This window comes from Streptomyces sp. NPDC032721, assembly GCF_055579625.1.
The window spans coordinates 1-20,149 of sequence record NZ_JBVIMX010000031.1 but is presented as its reverse complement, the minus strand read 5'-3'; the positions used below and the strand labels follow the sequence as shown (position 1 = coordinate 20,149).

The following is a 20,149-nucleotide window of genomic DNA, read 5'->3' as shown; positions in this document are numbered from 1 at the left end:
CGGCTCCGCCGGGGGCCGCCCCCTTGCCCGCCCGTTCCGCCCCCGGGGGCGGCCCCGCCGCCCAAGGGGGTGGGCAGGGCAGAATGGGGGTGGTCTAGGGAAGAGGAGTTCACGTGGCTATCCGCGTCCTGCTGGTGGACGACCAGCCGCTGCTGCGTACCGGGTTCCGGATGATTCTGGAGGCCGAGCAGGACCTTGCGGTCGTCGGCGAGGCCGGGGACGGTCTGCAGGCGCTCGATCAGGTGCGGGCGTTGCAGCCCGATGTGGTGTTGATGGACATCCGGATGCCGCGGATGGACGGTGTCGAGGCGACCCGGCAGATCACGGGTCCCGGACGGGACGGCCCGGCGAAGGTGCTGGTGCTGACCACGTTCGATCTGGATGAGTACGTGGTGGAGGCGCTGCGCGCGGGGGCCAGTGGGTTCCTGCTGAAGGACGCGCCCGCGCACGAACTGGTGCAGGCGATCCGGGTGGTGGCGGCGGGTGAGGCGATGCTCGCGCCGAGCATCACGCGCCGGCTGCTGGACAAGTACGCGGATCACCTGCCGTCCGGTGAGGACGAGGTGCCGGACACTCTGCACACGCTGACCGAGCGTGAGGTGGAGGTGCTGAAGCTGGTGGCGCGCGGCCTTTCGAACGCGGAGATCGCCGCCGACCTGTTCGTGAGCGAGACCACGGTGAAGACGCACGTGGGTCACGTACTGACGAAGCTGGGGCTGCGTGACCGGGTGCAGGCCGCCGTCTACGCGTACGAGAGCGGTCTGGTGCGTCCTGGCGCCCAGTAGGTGCGCCCGACGGTTCGGTACGAGGAAGGGCCCCGCCGGGTTTCCGGTGGGGCCCTTCCTGGTGCTGTGCGCGGGGTGGGTCAGCTCTTGCTGATCTCCCAGAAGCGGAAGACCGTCGAGGGGTCGAGGGTCCACTCCAGGCCCGCGACGTTGCTGTGGGCGACGGCGTACTGCTTGCCCTGCCACAGCGGGAGGACGGGGACGTCCTCGGCGACGATGTTCTGGAGGCGGCCGAAGTCGTCGGCGGTGTTGCCCCGGTCGGCGACCGCTGCCGTGCCGGGGATGATCTTGTTGGTGATCTCGGCGTTCTCGTACCCGTTGGACAGGACGTTGCCCTTGCCGAAGAACGGCTGGGTGAAGTTGTCGGGGTCCGGGTAGTCGGGGATCCAGCCCTTGACGTAGACGCCGTACTTGCCGGCGGCGATGTCCTTCTCGTACTGCTTCTCGTCGACGGACTTCACGTCGGCGTCGAAGAGTCCGCTGCGGTTGAGCTGCTGGGCGAGGGCCTTGAACTCCTGGACCGTGGCGGGGCCGTAGCGGTCGGGGGTGGCCCAGAGGGTGAGCTTGACCTTGTTCTTGATGCCGGCTTCGCGCAGTGCCTGCTTGGCCTTCGCGGGCTGGGGGCTGCCGCCGTACTTGTTGTAGAAGGCGGTGTTGTGGCCGGTGATGCCCGCCGGGATGATCGAGTACAGCGGGGTGGCGGTGGACCGGTAGACCTCGCGGACGAGGGCCTCGCGGTCGACGAGGTAGGCGATGGCGCGGCGGACGCCGACGTTGCCGGTGACCGGGTGCTTGGTGTTGAAGACCAGGTGCTGGACCTCGGCGCTGCTGCCCTCGACGGGGGTGACCGGCTTGTCGTCGCCGGGGGCGGCGGACTCGGCGGCGGCGATGTCCTGGGCGGTGAGACCGCGGTAGGCGAGGTCGATGCTGCCGTCCTTGAGGGACTCCCCCAGTGCCTTCTGGTCGCCGTGGAAGAGCTGGAGGGTCATGCCGGTGTTCTTGATCTTGGCATTGCCCCGGTAGCGGTCGTTGACCGCGAAGGTGGCCTTCTCCTTGCCGAAGGAGTCCAGCCGGTACGGGCCGGAGCCGACGGCCTTGTCGTCGGTGCGCAGCTTGTCCGCGGGGTACACGCTGTGGTCGACGATCGAGCCTGCGCCGGAGGCGATCTTGCTGGGGAAGGTCGCGTCGGGGACCTTGAGGTGGAAGACGACGTGCCGGTCGTCGGGGGTCTCGATGCTCTTGATCGACGAGAGCATCACGGCCGGGCCGGCCTTGTCGTTGATCTTCAGGGTGCGCTCGAAGGAGTACTTGACGTCCTTGGCGGTGAGCGCGTGGCCGTTGCTGAAGGTGAGGCCGGCGCGCAGGGTGCAGCGGTAGACGGTGCTGCCCTCGTCGAAGGCGCAGCTCTCGGCGGCGTCCGGTTCGGGTTCCGCGCCGCTCTTGGGGAAGGCCATCAGCGACTGGAAGACGTTGTTGAACAGGAGCCAGGAGCCCGGGTCGTAGCCGGAGGCCGGGTCGGTGGCCTTGATCTCGTCGGACATGCCCATGGTGACCGGCTGGCCGGTTCCGGCGGTCGGTTCGGCCCCGCCGCCGGTCGCGCTGCCGCAACCGACGAGGAGACCTGCCGAGAGTCCGGCCGCGAGGGGGGCGGTCAGCCATGGCTTACGTATCTGCACCGTGCGTTTCACACTTTCGAAGGGGTGTACGTCGTACGTGGGGGGATTGTTCGTGCGGGATCAGACGCCTCGGCCGAGCTCCCACAGCTGGAGGTCGGCGGCGAAGTTGACGGCCCATTCGGTGCCGGTGATGTCGCTGCGGGCGGCGAGGTACTGCTTGCCCTGCCAGAGCGGCAGGATCGGCACGTCGTCGGCGACGATGTCCTGGATCCGCTCGAAGACCGGGACGGCCGCGCCGCGCTGGGCCTCGCGCCGCGACTGCGGGATGAGGGTGCCGCGGATCTTCTCGTTGGCGTACGGGCTGTTGAGGAAGTTGTCCTTGTCCAGGAACGGGGCCACGTAGTTGTCGCCGTCGGTGAAGTCGGGGAACCAGCCCATGCCGTAGACGGCGTATTTGCCGGCCTTCTGGCTGCCGGAGTACTCGCTCCAGGGGGTGCCCTTGAGTGAGACGTCGAAGAGCTTGGTGTCGTTCAGCTGCTTCTGGAGCGCCTCGAACTCCTTCTTGGTGACCGCGCCGTAGTGGTCGGTCGTGTAGTTGAGCGTCAGCTTCAGCGGGGTGGTGATGCCGGCGCCGCGCAGCAGGTTCTTGGCCTTGGCGGCGTCCGGTGCCGGGAACTTGTTGAAGAAGGAGTTCTTGTGGCCGGTGATGCTCGACGGGATGATCGAGTACAGCGGTTCGGCGGTGGCGCCGTAGACCTCGCTGGTGAGCTTGGCGCGGTCGACGACCGCGGCCATGGCCTGGCGTACGGCCTTGTTCTTCACGGCGGGGTCGGCGGTGTTGAAGCCGAGGTAGCGGATCTCCAGGCCGGGGAGTTCGACCAGCTTGACGTTGGGGTCCCGGTTGGCCGACATGTCGTTGATCTGCTGGGGCGACATGGTGCGCGAGACCATGTCGATCTCACCGCTGCGCAGGGCCTTCTCCATGGCTGCGGAGTCGGCGAAGGAGCGGATCTCGACCTTGTCGTTCTGGAGCTTGATGTCGCCCTTGTAGTGCGGGTTCTTGGTGAAGACGGCCTTGGTGGCGGTCTTGCCCCTGGTCTCCACGTGGAGGGTGTACGGGCCGGAGCCGTTCACCTCGAAGCCCGCGCGGACCTTGTTGGGGGCGTAGGTCTCGTCGTCCACGATGGAGGCGGCGGGGGTCGACAGCTTGTACGGGAAGGTGGCGTCGGGGGTCTTGAGGTGGAAGACCACCTCGCTGTCGCCCTTGGCCTCGACGGTGTCGATGCCGCTGAGGAGGCCGACGGGGCCGTTCTCGTCCTTGATCTTCAGGACGCGCTCGACGGAGAACTTCACGTCGGCGGCGTTGAGGGCCTTGCCGTCGGCGAACTTCAGGCCGCTGCGGAGCTTGCAGCGGTAGCTGGTGTTCTCGGTGTCGGTGAAGCCGCACTGTTCGGCGGCCTCGGGCACCGGTGCGCCGCCGCCGCGCGGGACGCGCAGCAGGGTCTGGAGGGACTGCCGCAGGACGTTCCAGGCGCCGACGTCGTAGGCGTACGCCGGGTCGAAGGGGGCGGGGCCCGTCTGGGTCGCGACGAACTGGTCCGTGGTGCCGACGACAATGGGCTTGCCGGCCCCGTCCCCGCTGTCGGCCTCGCCGCCGCATGCGGCGAGCACCGGTGCGAGCAGGCAGACGGCTGCGGGCAGCACCCATGTCTTGCGGTTCATCCTGGACGTTCTCCCTCAACCGGCGCTGCGCTGCAGCCTTGTGCGAACACTTCGCCGTTATCCGCCAGTTGGGGATGAGCAGATCGGGCCGGTTACCGAACCGCAGTGGGGTCCGGCGAAGTTCTCGCGTTGAGATTAGTGGGAATTCGTGAGGGTGTCCGACCGCAGTCCCCGGCCCGCTCGGCTCTCCGAACCGGGGAATTTTTCGTACACCTCTTCACCAATCCGGACACAAGGGCACCCGAAATGCCCTGTCGGCCAGGGTTTTTGTCGTCACGGGCAGACACCCGGAGGTCAACCCGTGACCAAGCTCACTCAAGGAATACATTTACGGAGCAGTGAATTCCCAATAGGGATCTCACGCAATACGCACGACCCGCTGCCCTGTGTTTCCGTCCATTCGGAAAGCCACGCAGGGTGTCCGTATCAGTGCATTCCCGTGATGAGCTTCCGGAGAAATGCGAGATCGACTTCTTCGAGCGAGCCGACGACCGCGCGGCCCGCGGCGGGGGCGATCGGCGCCACGGACGGTACGGCGACCACCCGGCAGCCGGCCGCCTCTGCCGAGGCCACTCCGGTCGCGGTGTCCTCGATCACCGCGCATCTCACCGGGTCGGCGCCGAGCCGGTCCGCCGCGTGCAGATAGGGGTCGGGGTGCGGCTTGGTGCGGGCGACCTCGTCGCCCGCGACGGTGAAGTGGAAGGTGTCGGGCCCGAAGGAGTCGAGGATCCGGTCGATGATGCGCCGGTGCGAGGCAGAGACCAGGGCCGTCGGGATCTCGTACGAGCGCAGTTCGGCCAGCAGCCGCTGGGCGCCCGGCATCAGGGGGACGCCGCGTCCGATGCGCGCCTCGAAGCGGTCGTTGAGCAGGACGGTCAGCTCGGGCACGGTGATGTCGGCGCCGGTGGACTCGATGAGGAAGCCGGCGCTGCGGGTCATCGGCCCGCCGACGACGATCTCCCGCCAGGATTCGTCGAGTTGGTGCCCGAGGTCGGCGAAGGCCTCCTTCTCCGCGTCCCACCAGAAGCCCTCGGTGTCGACGAGCGTGCCGTCCATGTCGAGGAAGACCGCCTGGAGGGCGGAGTCTTCGGCCGTACGGGTACTGAGCGCGGGGACGGTGCTGGTCATCCGGGCACACCTCCTGAGGGGACGAAAGGCCGGTTGCCCTCTCCAGTGGAGAGGGCAACCGGCCTGCACTGGGCCGACCAGTGTACGTCCGGCCCGGTGAACGCGCGTTCCCATATTCCCGCGCCCCGGGTGAACGGGGGTGGAAGGAGTGGCTCGGCGTGCGTGGTGCCTCAGCGCGCGTTGAAGTACTTCGCCTCGGGGTGGTGGATGACGATGGCGTCGGTGGACTGCTCCGGGTGGAGCTGGAACTCCTCGGAGAGGTGCACGCCGATCCGCTCGGGCTGGAGCAGCTCGGCGATCTTGGCGCGGTCCTCCAGGTTGGGGCAGGCGCCGTAGCCCAGCGAGAAGCGGGCGCCCCGGTACTTCAGGGCGAACATGTCCTCGACGTCGGAGGGGTCCTCACCGGCGAAGCCGAGCTCGGAGCGGACCCGGGCGTGCCAGTACTCGGCGAGGGCTTCGGCCAACTGGACGGAGAGGCCGTGCAGTTCGAGGTAGTCGCGGTAGGCGTTGGCCTCGAAGAGCTTGGCGGTCTCCTCGCCGATCTTCGAGCCGACGGTGACGACCTGGAGGCCGACCACGTCGACCTCGCCGGACTCCTCCGGGCGGAAGAAGTCCGCGAGGCACAGGCGGCGGCCCCGGCGCTGGCGGGGGAAGGAGAAGCGGGTGCGCTCGGAGCCGTCCTCGTTGAGGAGGATCAGGTCGTCGCCCTTGGAGACGCAGGGGAAGTAGCCGTGCACGACGGCCGCTTCCAGGAGGCCCTCGGTGTGCAGCTTGTCGAGCCAGCCGCGCAGGTGCGGGCGGCCCTCGGTCTCCACCAGCTCCTCGTACGTCGGACCGCCCTTGCGGGCTTCCTTGAGGCCCCACTGCCCCTTGAAGAGGGCGCCCTCGTCCAGCCAGGACGCGTAGTCCTTGAGCGGGATGCCCTTGATCACCCGGGTGCCCCAGAAGGGCGGGGTGGGGATCGGGTTGTCGGTGGAGGTGTCGGAGCGCACCGAACCCTCGGGCTCCTCGACCTCCAGGACGGCGACGTTCTCCCGCTTGGGTACGCGGCGCTGCTTGAGCTCGGGGAGCTTGGCGCCGGGGACGCCGCGCTTGACGCCGATGAGGGCGTCCATGAGGCGCAGGCCCTCGAAGGCGTCGCGGGCGTAGCGCACCTCGCCCTCGTAGATCTCGTGCAGGTCCTGCTCGACGTACGCCCTGGTCAGGGCGGCGCCGCCGAGGATGACCGGGAAGTCCGCGGCCATCTTGCGCTGGTTGAGCTCCTCCAGGTTCTCCTTCATGATCACCGTGGACTTGACGAGGAGGCCCGACATGCCGATGACGTCGGCCTTGTGCTCCTCGGCGGCTTCCAGGATCGCGGAGACGGGCTGCTTGATGCCCAGGTTGACGACGTTGTAGCCGTTGTTGGACAGGATGATGTCGACGAGGTTCTTGCCGATGTCGTGGACGTCGCCGCGGACGGTGGCGAGGACGATGGTGCCCTTGCCGTCGGCATCGCTCTTCTCCATGTGCGGTTCCAGGTGGGCCACCGCGGTCTTCATGACCTCGGCGGACTGGAGCACGAACGGCAGCTGCATCTGGCCGGAGCCGAAGAGCTCGCCGACCACCTTCATGCCTTCGAGGAGGGTGTCGTTGACGATGTCGAGGGCCGGGCGGGTGGTCAGGGCCTCGTCGAGGTCGGCCTCAAGGCCGTTCTTCTCGCCGTCGATGATGCGGCGCTGGAGGCGCTCGTCGAGCGGGAGGGCGAGGAGTTCCTCGGCGCGGCCCGCCTTCATCGACTTCATGTTGACGCCCTCGAAGAGCTCCATGAGCTTCTGGAGGGGGTCGTAGCCCTCGGCGCGGCGGTCGTGGATCAGGTCGAGGGCGACCTTGACCTGCTCCTCCTCCAGCCGGGCGATCGGCAGGATCTTGGAAGCGTGCACGATCGCGGAGTCGAGGCCGGCCTTGACGCACTCGTCGAGGAAGACGGAGTTGAGGATGACGCGGGCGGCCGGGTTGAGGCCGAAGGAGATGTTGGAGAGGCCCAGCGTGGTCTGGACGTCGGGGTGGCGCTTCTTGAGCTCGCGGATGGCGCCGATGGTGGCGATGCCGTCCTTGCGGGACTCCTCCTGGCCGGTGCAGATGGTGAAGGTGAGGACGTCGATGAGGATGTCCGACTCCTGCACCCCCCAGTTGCCGGTCAGGTCGGCGATCAGGCGCTCGGCGATGGCGACCTTGTGCTCGACGGTACGGGCCTGGCCCTCCTCGTCGATGGTCAGCGCGATCAGGGCGGCGCCGTGCTCGGCGGCCAGCTTGGTGACCTGCTGGAAGCGGGACTCGGGGCCGTCGCCGTCCTCGTAGTTGACGGAGTTGATGACGGCGCGCCCGCCGAGCTTCTCCAACCCGGCCTGGAGTACGGGGAGTTCGGTGGAGTCGAGCACGATGGGCAGGGTGGAGGCGGTGGCGAAGCGGCCGGCCAGTTCCTTCATGTCGGCGACGCCGTCGCGGCCCACGTAGTCGACGCAGAGGTCGAGCATGTGGGCGCCCTCGCGGATCTGGTCGCGGGCCATCTCCACGCAGTCGTCCCAGCGAGCCTCCAGCATGGCCTCGCGGAACTTCTTCGAGCCGTTGGCGTTCGTCCGCTCGCCGATGGCGAGGTACGAGGTGTCCTGGCGGAACGGCATCGTCTGGTACAGCGAGGCGGCGCCCGGCTCGGGGCGCGGCTCGCGGGTGGCGGGGGTCAGACCGCGTGCCCGGTCGACGACCTCGCGCAGGTGGGCGGGGGTGGTGCCGCAGCAGCCGCCGATGAGGGAGAGGCCGTAGTCGTTGACGAACGCTTCCTGGGCGTCGGCGAGTCCCTCGGGGCCGAGCGGGAAGTGGGCGCCGTTCTTGGTGAGTACGGGCAGACCGGCGTTGGGCATGCACATCAGCGGGGTGCGCGAGTGGCGGGCCAGGTAGCGCAGGTGCTCGCTCATCTCGGCGGGGCCGGTGGAGCAGTTGAGGCCGATGAGGTCGATGCCGAGCGGTTCCAGGGCGGTCAGTGCCGCGCCGATCTCGGAGCCGAGCAGCATGACGCCGGTGGTCTCGAAGGCCAGCGAGCAGATCAGCGGGACGCTGACGCCGAGGGCGTCCATGGCCCTGCGGGCGCCGATGAGGGAGGACTTGGTCTGCAGCAGGTCCTGGGTGGTCTCGACGATCAGGGCGTCGGAGCCGCCGGCGAGGAGGCCCTCGGCGTTCTGCTGGTATCCGTCGCGCAGGATGCTGTACTCGGTGTGGCCGAGCGAGGGGAGCTTGGTGCCGGGGCCGATGGAGCCGAGCACCCAGCGCTGGCGGCCGTCCTCGGCGGTGAACTCGTCGGCGACCTCGCGGGCGATCCGGGCGCCGGACTCGGAGAGTTCGACGATGCGGTGGGCGATGTCGTACTCGTTGGCGGCCGAGTGGTTGGCGCCGAAGGTGTTGGTCTCGACGCAGTCGACGCCGACCGCGAAGTACTCCTTGTGCACGTTGCGGACGATGTCCGGGCGCGTGATGTTGAGGACCTCGTTGCAGCCTTCGAGGTCCTGGAAGTCTTCGAGCGTGGGGTCCTGGGCCTGGAGCATCGTGCCCATCGCGCCGTCGGCGACCACTACTCGGGTGGCGAGCGCCTCGCGGAGGGCTTCGGCTCGGGTCCTGGCGTCGGACGTGGAGTTCGGCAACGAGGCCATGGATGTGCTCCCAGGGTTGCGACGGCTGTCGGCTTTGCGCGTGCCCGGCGGCGCGCGCACCCGGTCAGGGTAGCGGGGCCCGTCCCGGGAGTGTGCATGTGTATCGCACGGCGGACAGATGATCCGCAGATGTCCGGTCGGCCGGTGCACAGATGTCCGGTGCCGGTGGCCGAGGGTTCCGGTGACACGGGTCGGCATCGGCCGATACTGTTCAGCATTGCCGAACGTCCGGTTGCCGCCGGAGGGGACGCACCCCGAACTTTGTCTAACCCAGTGGAGGTGATCGGGCGATGGCTCGCAACATCCAGTCGCTGGAACGGGCGGCCGCCATGCTGCGACTGCTCGCGGGCGGTGAGCGGCGGCTCGGCCTGTCGGAGGTGGCCGCGTCCCTGGGCCTGGCCAAGGGCACCGCGCACGGCATTCTGCGCACCCTGCAGCACGAGGGCTTCGTGGAGCAGGACCCGGCGTCCGGCCGCTACCAGCTGGGGGCCGAGCTGCTGCGGCTGGGCAACAGCTATCTGGACGTGCACGAGCTGCGGGCCCGCGCCCTGGTGTGGACCGACGACCTGGCCCGCTCCAGCGGCGAGAGCGTCTATCTGGGCGTGCTGCACCAGCAGGGCGTACTGATCGTGCACCACGTTTTCCGGCCCGACGACAGCCGCCAGGTGCTGGAGGTGGGGGCCATGCACCCGCTGCACAGCACCGCACTGGGCAAGGTGCTCGCCGCGTACGACCCGGTGGCGCACACCGAGGCCGTGGAGAGCGAGCGGGAGTCGTTCACCCCGCGCACCCTGACCGCCCCGGCGGACTTCGAGGGCGTACTCGATCTCACCAGGGCCCGCGGCTGGGCCGCCGACGTGGAGGAGACCTGGGAGGGCGTGGCGTCGATCTCCGCCCCCATCCACGACCGCCGGCGGATGCCGGTGGGCGCGGTCGGCGTCACGGGCGCGGTCGAACGGGTCTGCCCCGACGGGGAGTTGAAGCCCGAACTGGTCGCGGCGGTGCGGGACTGCGCGCGTGCGGTGTCGCGGGATCTGGGCGCCGGGCGGTTCTGAGCCGCTCCCCCGGGGCGTGAAAGCCGGATCACAAACCCTTGACTCGCTGGTAACGGGGGTGAAAACTGCCGTTCATCGGTCGGCATTGTCGAACACCTACCGGCAATACGGGTTAGAGTGTGACAACGCCAGGAACCGACTGGGCTCTCATCGAGGGTCTGAACCTGGACGAAGGACAAAGGAGTCGCGGGTGTCCAGCCTCGACATCTTCACCGGCGAGACCATCGGTACCGCCGTGCTCATCCTGCTGGGCGGTGGCGTCTGCGCGGCGGTCACCCTCAAGCGCTCGAAGGCGTTCAACGCCGGCTGGCTCGCCATCACCTTCGGGTGGGGCTTCGCCGTCCTGACCGCCGCGTACATCTCCGGCGGGCTCTCCGGCGCCCACCTGAACCCGGCCGTCACGGTCGGCCTCGCGGTCAAGGGCGGCACCGCCTGGGGCGACGTCCCGGTCTACTTCGCGGGCCAGATCCTCGGCGCGATGATCGGTGCGCTGCTGGTCTGGGCGTCGTACGCCGGACAGTTCCGCGCCCACCTCACGGACCCGGAGATCCTCGCGGCGCAGCCCGTCGAGGACGGCATGGTCGACCAGAAGACGGCCCCCAAGGCCGGTCCGGTGCTCGGCATCTTCTCCACCGGCCCCGAGATCCGCAACGCGGTGCAGAACCTGACGACCGAGATCATCGCCACCGCGGTGCTGGTCCTGGCCATCCTGACCCAGTCGACCATCGGCGGCGTGCTGCCCGCCGACCCCAAGGGTCCCGGCGTCATGGGCGCGATGATCACGGCGTTCGTCGTCGTCGGCATCGGCCTCTCCCTCGGTGGCCCGACCGGGTACGCCATCAACCCGGTCCGTGACCTCGGCCCGCGCATCGTGCATGCTCTGCTCCCGCTGCCCAACAAGGGCGGCTCCGACTGGGGCTACGCCTGGATCCCGGTCGTCGGCCCGCTGATCGGCGGCGCCCTGGCGGGCGGCATCTACCAGCTCGCCTTCGCCTGAGCACCGCACGCGACAGAGCCGTACGACCACAGACTTCGAGGAGCACACCGTGACCGACGCACACACCACAGGCCCGTTCATCGCGGCCATCGACCAGGGCACCACCTCCAGCCGCTGCATCGTCTTCGACAAGGACGGCCGGATCGTCTCGGTCGACCAGAAGGAGCACGAGCAGATCTTCCCGAAGCCGGGCTGGGTCGAGCACGACGCGAACGAGATCTGGGAGAACGTCCAGGAGGTCGTGGCGGGCGCCGTCGTCAAGGCGGGCATCACCGCCGCCGACGTCAAGGCGATCGGCATCACCAACCAGCGCGAGACCACGATGATGTGGGACAAGCGGACCGGTGAGCCCGTACACAACGCCATCGTCTGGCAGGACACCCGCACCGACGCCCTCTGCAAGGAGCTCGGCCGCAACGTCGGCCAGGACCGCTTCCGCCGCGAGACCGGCCTCCCGCTGGCCAGCTACTTCGCCGGCCCCAAGATCCGCTGGCTGCTGGACAACGTCGAGGGCCTGCGCGAGCGCGCCGAGGCCGGCGACATCCTCTTCGGCACCATGGACTCCTGGGTCATCTGGAACCTCACGGGCGGCGTCGACGGCGGCGTGCACGTCACCGACGTCACCAACGCCTCGCGCACCCTCCTGATGAACCTCCACAAGATGGAGTGGGACGAGAAGATCCTGCACTCCATGGACATCCCGGCCGCCGTCCTCCCGGAGATCAGGTCCTCCGCCGAGGTGTACGGCACGGCCGCCGACGGCGTCCTGGCAGGCGTGCCCGTGGCGTCCGCGCTCGGTGACCAGCAGGCGGCTTTGTTCGGCCAGACCTGCTTCTCCGAGGGCGAGGCGAAGTCCACGTACGGCACCGGCACGTTCATGCTCATGAACACCGGCGAGGAGCCCGTCAACTCGTACAACGGCCTGCTGACCACCGTCGGCTACCAGATCGGCGACCAGAAGCCGGTGTACGCGCTGGAGGGGTCGATCGCCGTCACCGGATCGCTCGTCCAGTGGATGCGCGACCAGATGGGCATGATCAAGACCGCGGCCGAGATCGAGACGCTGGCCTCCAGTGTCGAGGACAACGGCGGCGCGTACATCGTGCCCGCGTTCTCCGGCCTGTTCGCCCCGTACTGGCGCTCCGACGCCCGCGGTGTGATCGCCGGTCTCACCCGGTACGTCACCCGGGCGCACATCGCCCGCGCCGTCCTTGAGGCGACGGCCTGGCAGACCCGTGAGATCACCGACGCCATGACCAAGGACTCCGGCGTCGAGCTGACGGCCCTCAAGGTCGACGGCGGCATGACCTCCAACAACTTGCTGATGCAGACGCTGTCGGACTTCCTGGACGCCCCCGTCGTCCGTCCGATGGTCGCCGAGACCACCTGTCTCGGTGCTGCCTACGCGGCCGGCCTCGCGGTCGGCTTCTGGTCCGGTACGGACGAGCTGCGCGCCAACTGGCGCAGGGCCGCCGAATGGACCCCCCGCATGGACGCGGACACGCGGGACCGTGAGTACAAGAACTGGCTCAAGGCCGTTGAACGCTCCATGGGCTGGATCGACGGAAACACTGGCGAGGAGTAATCGACATGACCACCCTGCAGAGCGCCCCGGTCTCCGGGACGCGCCCGGCCGACGGTTCGACCGCGAGCCGCGCCGAGACCCGGGAACGGCTTTCCAAGGCGACGTACGACCTCCTGGTGATCGGCGGCGGCATCCTGGGCATCTCCACCGCCTGGCACGCCGCGCAGTCCGGACTGCGGGTGGCCCTGGTGGACGCCGGTGACTTCGCCGGCGCCACCTCGTCCGCCTCCTCGAAGCTGCTCCACGGCGGGCTCCGCTACCTCCAGACCGGTGCGGTCAAGCTGGTCGCGGAGAACCACTTCGAGCGGCGGGCGGTCTCGCGGGACGTCGCCCCGCACCTCGCCAATCCGCTGACCTTCTACCTCCCCGTCTACAAGGGCGGCCCGCACGGCGCGGCCAAGCTGGGCGCCGGCGTCTTCGCCTACTCGGCGCTGTCCGCCTTCGGCGACGGCGTCGGCCACGTCATCTCGCCCTCGCGGGCCGCTCAGGACGTCCCCGAGCTGCAGACGGACGGCCTCAAGGCCGTCGCGGTCTACAAGGACGACCAGATGAACGACGCACGGATGGCGCTGATGACGGTCCGCGCGGCCGTCGAGGCGGGCGCCACCGTGCTCAACCACGCCGAGGTCACCGGGCTGCGCTTCACGCACGGCCGGGTCACGGGCGCGGAGCTCAAGGACCGGATGGACGGCACCGAGTTCGGGGTGAACGCCCGTCTGGTGCTGAACGCCACCGGCCCGTGGGTGGACCACCTGCGCAAGCTGGAGGACCCCAACTCGGCGCCCTCCATCCGCCTCTCCAAGGGCGCGCACCTGGTCCTGAAGCGGACCGCGCCGTGGCGGGCCGCGCTGGCCACGCCGATCGACAAGTACCGGATCACCTTCGCGCTGCCGTGGGAGGACCAGCTGCTGCTGGGCACCACCGACGAGGAGTACGAGGGCGACCCGGCCGACGTCGCGGTGAACGAGAAGGACATCGCCCAGATCCTCGACGAGGCCGCGTTCTCCATCCGCGACCAGCAGCTGTCGCGGGACCTGATCACGTACTCCTTCGCGGGTCTGCGGGTGCTGCCGGGCGGTCCCGGCGACACCTCGAAGGCCAAGCGCGAGACGGTCGTCACCGAGGGACGCGGCGGCATGCTGTCGGTGGCCGGCGGCAAGTGGACGACTTTCCGCCACATCGGCCGTACGGTGATGAACAAGCTGGCTGACCTCCCCGGCCACCCGCTGGGCGAGGACATGGAGCCCATCTCGCACCTGCCCAAGAAGCTGCCGCTGCCGGGCATCTCGAACCCGAACGCGGTCGCCCACCGGCTCCTGGTGGACGGCGGGACGCCCGGTCCGAGGATGGCCCCCGAGACGGCACGGCACCTGGCCACGCACTACGGCTCGCTGTCCTTCGACATCGCGCGCCTGGCGAGCGACGACCCGGCGCTGGCCGAGCGGATCCACCCGGACGCCCCGGAGATCATGGCGCAGGTCGTGTACGCCAGGGACCACGAGTGGGCGGAGACCGCGGACGACGTGCTGCGCCGCCGGACGACCCTGACGATCCGCGGTCTGGCGACGGACGACGTGCGGGCGAAGGTCGAGCGGGTACTCTCTCGCGAGAGCTGAACCGATCCTGCGTGATCCGGCGCGATCCGGCCTGATCCGACTTGATCCGGCCTGGTCAGAGCCTTGAGGCGGAGGGCGGACCCCGTTGGGGGCCGCCCTTCGGCGTGCGAGGATACGTCGGAGGTCTGGCGGCGGTGCCGGGCGGGAGCAGGAGGTCGTCCATGGCCGTCACCGACGAAGCCATCGAACGCATCAAGGCCATGATCGTCTCGGGTGCGCTGCGTCCGGGCGACCGGCTGCCCAAGGAGAGCGAACTGGCGGCCGAACTGGGCCTGTCGCGCAACTCCCTGCGGGAAGCGGTGCGGGCGCTGTCGCTGATCCGGATCCTGGACGTACGGCAGGGCGACGGCACGTACGTCACCAGTCTGGACCCGCAGTTGCTGCTGGAGGCGATGAGCTTCGTGGTGGACTTCCACCGCGACGACACAGTGCTTGAGTTCCTGGCGGTACGCCGGATCCTGGAGCCGGCCGCCACGGCGATGGCCTGCGAACGGCTGACCGAGGACGAACTGGACGCGCTGGAGACCCAGTTGACGGACCTGGGCACGGCACCCTCGGTGGAGGAGCTGGTCGCGGCCGACCTGGAGTTCCACCGCTCCATCGTGCAGGGCTCGGGGAACTCCGTCCTGTGCTCGCTCCTCGACGGGCTCTCCGGCCCCACCACCCGGGCCCGGATCTGGCGCGGGCTGACCCAGGAGGACGCACTCAGCCGCACCCTGCGCGAGCACCGGGCGATCCTGGGGGCGCTGCGCGACCGCGACCCGGAGGCGGCCAGGTCCTGGGCGACGGTGCACATCGCGAGTGTGGAGCAGTGGCTGCGGTCGACGCTGTAGCGGTACGTACCGGAGAGATCCGGGGGATGCGGGGAGGATCCGGGGAATCCGGGGAATCCGTGGGCGAAGATCGGATCTCTCCGATCCGGCCGATTTCGATTGATTCAGAGCCCTGAGGGCACGCTTCCCGCATGCGTAAGGTGTGTCCCTGGACAGGGGGAACACCCGATGAAGTCGGAAGAAGGAGGCGCTGGGTGATCGAGCTCGACGGGGTTCCCGAGCTGGTCGACCCGGTCATGGTGGCCGCGTTCGAAGGCTGGAACGACGCCGGTGACGCCGCCTCGGCCGCGGTCGCGCATCTGGACCGGGAGTGGAAGGGCGAGGTCTTCGCGGCGCTCGACGCCGAGGACTACTACGACTTCCAGGTGAACCGGCCCACCGTCTTCCTGGAGAACGGCGTACGGAAGGTCACCTGGCCGACGACCCGGCTCTCAGTGATCCGCACCGGCGGCGAGAAGCCGCGCGACCTGGTGCTGGTGCGCGGCATCGAGCCGTCCATGCGATGGCGTTCGTTCTGCAACGAGATCCTGGGCTTCGCGCACGAGCTGGGCGTGGAGATGGTGGTGGTCCTGGGCGCGCTGCTCGGCGACACCCCGCACACCCGCCCGGTCCCGGTCAGCGGCGTCACGTCCGATCCGGACCTGGCGCGCACGATGGACCTGGAGGAGACGCGGTACGAGGGTCCCACGGGCATCGTCGGCATCCTCCAGGAGGCGTGTACGCATGCGGGGGTCCCCGCGGTGAGCCTCTGGGCGGCGGTGCCGCACTACGTCTCGCAGCCCCCGAACCCGAAGGCCACCCTCGCCCTCCTGAACCGGCTGGAGGACCTCCTCGGGCTGCGCATCCCGCTCGGCGAGCTGGCGGAGGACGCGCGGGCCTGGCAGGTCGGCGTCGACCAACTGGCCGCCGAGGACAGCGAGGTGGCGGAGTACGTCCAGTCGCTGGAGGAGGCGCGGGACACCGCGGACCTCCCCGAGGCGTCCGGCGAGGCCATCGCCCGCGAGTTCGAACGGTACTTGCGCAGGCGCGATCCGGCGGCGGGCCCCGGCCCCGGCGAGGGCGGACCGCCCAGCCACGCCACGGACGGCGGCGACGCCTACCTCCGCGACACCGCGAGCGGCCGGTCCGGCTCCACCAGGCCGCCCAAGAAGCCGAGGGGGACCGGTACGGAGGCGGGCTCCGAGGACGGTTCACCGTCGTCGGACGCCGACGACGGCGGCGAGAGCGGGCCTCCCGAGGGCTCGGGGAGCGGCGGGGAGTAGCCGAGGCGGGGAGCAGCCCCGCACCGCACCGCCCCGCACCGCGCACGTACGGGCCCGCCCCCCGGAACGAACAGGGGGCGGGCCCGCCGCGTCGGCAGGGGTCAGACCACGGGTACGGAGACCGCGTCGTACTCGGTCGTGGGGGTCGGCTCCGTGTCGAAGCGGGCGTTCGGCAGGTAGAGGCAGTTGCCCCAGGAGGCCGCCGTGGTGGGGATGCGGAAGCGGGGGTCCGTGATCCGGGTGACGGGGCGGCCCCGGGTGCCGGCGTCGTCCAGGCGGATCACGTCGACCGCGTTCTGCGCCTGCTGGACGACGTACAGGATCCGTCCGCGCAGCAACAGGCCGTCCGCGTTGGGCAGTCGCAGCGGGCCTGTGTCGATCCGGCGGGCCACCCCGGTGCGGGCGTCGACGCGCATCAGCGAGCCGCCCTCCACAACCGTGTTGGCCACGATCAGGGCCCGCCCGTCAGGGGTCCGCTCGATGCCGTTGGCGGTGAACCCGGGGCCCTGCGCCCAGTCCCCGGACAGCGGGCGCACCAGGATGTCCCGGGCCGAGGGCAGCCGCCCGCCGCGTCCGAGCGGGAGTCCGTAGAGCGTGGGCCGGTAGGAGTCGGTGAACCACGCGATGCCGGGGCGCAGCACCACGTCGTTGATCATTCCCGCGGCGGGCAGGTCGTAGACGGCCAGGTGGCGTCCGCTGCGCGGGTCGGCGACCCGGATCTGCCGGGATTCGCCGCCCGCGAGGAAGAGCCGGCCGGCGTCGTCGGTCTTGAGGCCCACGGTGAAGCCGCCGAGGCCCCGGACGACGATCTCGCCCCGCCCTGTGGCTAGGCTCGCCCGGTACACCGATCCGTCGGCCAGGGAGCCGAAGTAGGCGTACGGCTGGTGGCCGATGGCGATGCCCTCGGGCTGGAAGCCGTCGGGCAGCGGGAACGCGGTGGGCCACCGGCCGGTACCGCCGTCGCCCCCGCTCCGGGCCCCTTGCCCGGCCGCGTGCGCCGTCATCGCCCCCAGCGGGGACAGGAGCGCCGCGCCGCCCAGTGCGGCGCTCGCGGTGAGAAGCCTTCGACGTGCCAAGGATCCGCTCACTGAACGTCCTTCCGACGAATTTTTCTTCCGACGAATGTTTCTTCCGAACCTATGAACGCATAGACCTCAGCACATCCGCCCTTTTCCGCGCAGCCGTTGGCCGGAATGGTGCGTGACATCTGGTTCAGGCCGAATTGGCCGGGCTTCCCCGTTCCGCTTTTGTTCAAACGCAGTTGGCGTGTTTCGGGTGGACGGATCGCCCGAGCGGTAGCAGGGTGGGCCACCGAGGTTCCGAGTCGAGACCGGACAGGCACGCAGCGCACGGCACCCGAGGGGAGCGGTGGAAGCGATGACCGATCAGGTACATCCCGGAGAGGGCCCCGGCAACACGGGCCCGGGACCGGGCGGAGCGGGATTCACCTACCGGGGCGCCGACCCCGAACTCATCGTCGTGGCCAGCGGCGAGGCCCGGCTGCGGGCGGGCGCCGAGGGCGTCCGCTCGGCGGCGGGCTCGGACGTGTCGGCCCTGAACATGTTCCTCAGCGACGAACAGCTCGCCCTGGAACCTCTGTTCGGCAACGAGGAGCGGCACGGCGGCGCGGCCCGCGAGGACGAGGAGCTGGCGCTCTACTACCGGGTACGCGGCGGCGAGGACCGGGCACAGGAGCTGACCGCACGGCTGGCGGCGCTGCCGGGCATCGAGACGGCGTACGTGAAACCGGGCGCGGTCCCGGCGGCGTACCCGCAGGAGACCAAGCGCCTCAAGGAGGGCACCCCCGCCACTCCCGACTTCACCGGCCGGCAGGGCTATCTGCGGCCCGCCCCGGAGGGCGTGGACGCGTACTGGGCGTGGGCGCGTCCCGGCGGCCTCGGCGAGGGCGTCACCGTCATCGACATCGAGGGCGCCTGGCAGCTGGGGCACGAGGACCTGGCGGACAAGCTGGCCGGTGTCGTCATCGGCACCCCGGTGCAGGACCTGGCCTGGCGCAACCACGGCACCGCCGTCCTCGGCATCATCGGCGGCGACCTGGGCGAGCGCGGCATCACCGGCATCGCGCCGCAGGCCACCACCGCCGCCGCCTCGTTCCGCGGCCTCGGCACGGCGGCGACCATCCAGAACGCCGCGGCCCGGCTCTCCCCCGGCGACCTCCTGCTCATCGAACTGCACCGCCCTGGGCCGAGGTTCGACTTCGAGGAGCGCGACGACCAGCGCGGTTACATCGCCCTGGAGTGGTGGCCGGACGACCTGGCGGCGATCCGCTGGGCGACGTCCCGGGGCATCGTCGTCGTCGAGCCGGCCGGGAACGGCGGCGAGAGCCTGGACGACGCGCTGTACGAGCGCAGGCCCGACGAGTTCCCCGAGCAGTGGCGCAACCCCTTCAACCCGTCGCACGGGACCTCGGGCGCGGTCCTGGTGGGTGCGGGCGCTCCCCCGCCCGGGACGCACGGCCGCGATCACGGTCCGGACCGCTCGCGGCTGGCGTTCTCCAACTACGGCGCCCGCGTGGACGCCCAGGGCTGGGGCCGCGAGGCCACCACCACCGGCGGCTCCTGGGACCGCCCGGGCGACCTCCAGGGCGGTGCGGACGAGATCGCCTGGTACACCGACACCTTCGCCGGTACGTCGTCGGCGTCGCCGGTCGTGGCCGGCGCGCTCGCCTCCCTCCAGGGCATCCTCAAGGCGGCGGGCCTGGCACCGATGGATGCGCAGCGGGCCCGTGAGGTGCTGCGCGCCACCGGCTCCCCGCAGCAGGACGCGCCCGGCCGGCCGGCCTCGCAGCGGATCGGCAACCGGCCCGACATCAAGTCCGCGGTCACCCGGCTGCTGCCCTCCGCGGTGGGCACCGGGCAGGCCGAACGGTACTGGGACGAACTGCTCCCGTACCCCCGTGAACTCCCGCCGCGGCTGCGGCTGTTCGTGGCGGGCGCTTGGCGCAACCTGAACGACCCGGACCCCGAGATCCGCCGGGCGGTGCACGCCGCCTTCGCGGGGGGCCGGCCGGACGTACGTGTGTGGTTCTCGGACGAGGAGATCGTCGGTCTCGTCGTCACCGGCTGAACGGAACGCAACGACCGGAAGGTGGCAACAGCATGAGCACCACCCCGCAGATGCAGGGCCAGGGTTACGGGCAGCAGACCTACGGCCAGCAGCAGGGCTTCGGCCAGCAGGGCCAGGGTCAGCAGGGCTTCGGGCAGCAGGGCTTCGGGCAGCAGGGCTTCGGCCAGCAGGGCTCGGACTCCACCGCCCCGCCGCCGCCCCAGTTCGGACAGCAGGGCCAGGGCCAGGGCCAGCAGGGCTTCGGCCAGCAGGGTTCCGGCCAGGGCCAGCAGCACATTCCGCCGCAGATGCAGCAGCAGCTCCAGCAGCTCGGCCAGCAGCAGCCGTACCAGCAGCTCCTCCAGCAGCTCGGCCAGAGCCAGCAGGGTCAGGGTCAGCAGGGCCAGGGCCAGGGTCAGCAGCAGCTCGGCCGGCCGGGCATGGAGCAGCAGGCCATCAGGAGCAACACCGCCACGGCGTACTGGGACGTCGTGCAGCCCCTCCCCGGCCAGCCGCCGATCCTGTACCTGCTGGTCGACAACACCTGGCGTCAGCTGGTCAACCCGAGCCAGGTCGTGCACGACGAGGTCCAGCGCGCGTTCGGCTTCGGACACCGGGTGATCGGGTTCTACGACGACCAGTCACCGGCCTTCATCACGGCGATCGTCGTCACCAAGTAGCAGAGCAGCACCGGGCAAAGACCGGCGGGGGGGGGGGGGGGGGGGGGGGGGGGGGGGGGGGGGGGGGGGGGGGGGGGGGGGGGAGGGGGGGGGGGGGGGGGGGGGGGGGGGGGGGGGGGGG

Annotated in this window: 14 protein-coding genes; 9 read left to right on the top strand and 5 right to left on the bottom strand. The window is 70.2% G+C overall.

Going from position 1 to position 20,149, the window contains the following annotated elements:
• Window positions 1-113 precede the first annotated feature (113 nt).
• On the top strand, window positions 114-785 hold the full coding sequence (locus ACZ5PB_RS39880; RefSeq protein WP_384358208.1) for a response regulator: 672 nt from the start codon (window positions 114-116) through the stop codon (window positions 783-785).
• An 80-nt stretch (window positions 786-865) separates the two neighbouring features.
• Here the strand turns inward: ACZ5PB_RS39880 and ACZ5PB_RS39875 are convergent, their stop codons facing one another.
• From ACZ5PB_RS39875 to metH, 4 genes are all read right to left on the bottom strand, one after another.
• A complete protein-coding gene (locus ACZ5PB_RS39875; protein ID WP_468698257.1) occupies window positions 866-2,461 on the bottom strand; it encodes an ABC transporter substrate-binding protein in 1,596 nt (531 codons plus the stop codon).
• A 60-nt stretch (window positions 2,462-2,521) separates the two neighbouring features.
• Window positions 2,522-4,123 (bottom strand): ABC transporter substrate-binding protein, encoded by a 1,602-nt coding sequence (locus tag ACZ5PB_RS39870; protein ID WP_468698256.1) that lies wholly within the window; start codon window positions 4,121-4,123, stop codon window positions 2,522-2,524.
• Window positions 4,124-4,549: 426 nt separating this feature from the next.
• Window positions 4,550-5,251, bottom strand: coding sequence for an HAD family hydrolase (locus tag ACZ5PB_RS39865; RefSeq protein WP_468698255.1), 702 nt, complete (start codon window positions 5,249-5,251; stop codon window positions 4,550-4,552).
• Window positions 5,252-5,421: 170 nt separating this feature from the next.
• A complete protein-coding gene (metH, locus tag ACZ5PB_RS39860; RefSeq protein WP_468698253.1) occupies window positions 5,422-8,934 on the bottom strand; it encodes a methionine synthase in 3,513 nt (1,170 codons plus the stop codon).
• A gap of 290 nt (window positions 8,935-9,224) precedes the next feature.
• Between metH and ACZ5PB_RS39855 the strand changes: the two genes are divergently transcribed.
• From ACZ5PB_RS39855 to ACZ5PB_RS39830, 6 genes are all read left to right on the top strand, one after another.
• Window positions 9,225-9,989: an IclR family transcriptional regulator gene (locus tag ACZ5PB_RS39855; RefSeq protein ID WP_468698252.1), complete on the top strand. Its 765-nt coding sequence runs from the start codon at window positions 9,225-9,227 to the stop codon at window positions 9,987-9,989.
• A gap of 190 nt (window positions 9,990-10,179) precedes the next feature.
• Window positions 10,180-10,986, top strand: a complete 807-nt coding sequence (locus tag ACZ5PB_RS39850; protein WP_468698251.1) for an MIP/aquaporin family protein — start codon at window positions 10,180-10,182, stop codon at window positions 10,984-10,986.
• A 49-nt stretch (window positions 10,987-11,035) separates the two neighbouring features.
• Window positions 11,036-12,571, top strand: coding sequence for a glycerol kinase GlpK (gene glpK, locus ACZ5PB_RS39845; RefSeq protein ID WP_468698250.1), 1,536 nt, complete (start codon window positions 11,036-11,038; stop codon window positions 12,569-12,571).
• Window positions 12,572-12,576: 5 nt separating this feature from the next.
• Window positions 12,577-14,187, top strand: coding sequence for a glycerol-3-phosphate dehydrogenase/oxidase (locus ACZ5PB_RS39840; RefSeq protein ID WP_468698248.1), 1,611 nt, complete (start codon window positions 12,577-12,579; stop codon window positions 14,185-14,187).
• A gap of 161 nt (window positions 14,188-14,348) precedes the next feature.
• Window positions 14,349-15,020 (top strand): FadR/GntR family transcriptional regulator, encoded by a 672-nt coding sequence (locus tag ACZ5PB_RS39835; RefSeq protein ID WP_468698247.1) that lies wholly within the window; start codon window positions 14,349-14,351, stop codon window positions 15,018-15,020.
• Between the two features lie 194 nt (window positions 15,021-15,214).
• Window positions 15,215-16,282: a PAC2 family protein gene (locus ACZ5PB_RS39830; RefSeq protein WP_468698245.1), complete on the top strand. Its 1,068-nt coding sequence runs from the start codon at window positions 15,215-15,217 to the stop codon at window positions 16,280-16,282.
• 101 nt (window positions 16,283-16,383) lie between these two features.
• On the opposite strand, the gene ACZ5PB_RS39825 is transcribed toward ACZ5PB_RS39830, so the two are convergent.
• Window positions 16,384-17,358, bottom strand: a complete 975-nt coding sequence (locus ACZ5PB_RS39825) for an SMP-30/gluconolactonase/LRE family protein (RefSeq protein ID WP_468698244.1) — start codon at window positions 17,356-17,358, stop codon at window positions 16,384-16,386.
• 301 nt (window positions 17,359-17,659) lie between these two features.
• Here ACZ5PB_RS39825 and ACZ5PB_RS39820 point away from each other — a divergent pair, with 301 nt between their 5' ends.
• Together ACZ5PB_RS39820 and ACZ5PB_RS39815 are read left to right on the top strand one after the other, a co-directional pair.
• Complete coding sequence (locus ACZ5PB_RS39820; RefSeq protein ID WP_468698242.1) at window positions 17,660-19,369, top strand: S8 family peptidase; 1,710 nt, start codon at window positions 17,660-17,662, stop codon at window positions 19,367-19,369.
• Window positions 19,370-19,401: 32 nt separating this feature from the next.
• Window positions 19,402-20,028 carry a hypothetical protein gene (locus tag ACZ5PB_RS39815; protein WP_468698240.1) on the top strand — a complete coding sequence of 209 codons (627 nt, stop codon included), beginning with the start codon at window positions 19,402-19,404 and terminating at the stop codon, window positions 20,026-20,028.
• Window positions 20,029-20,149 lie beyond the last annotated feature (121 nt).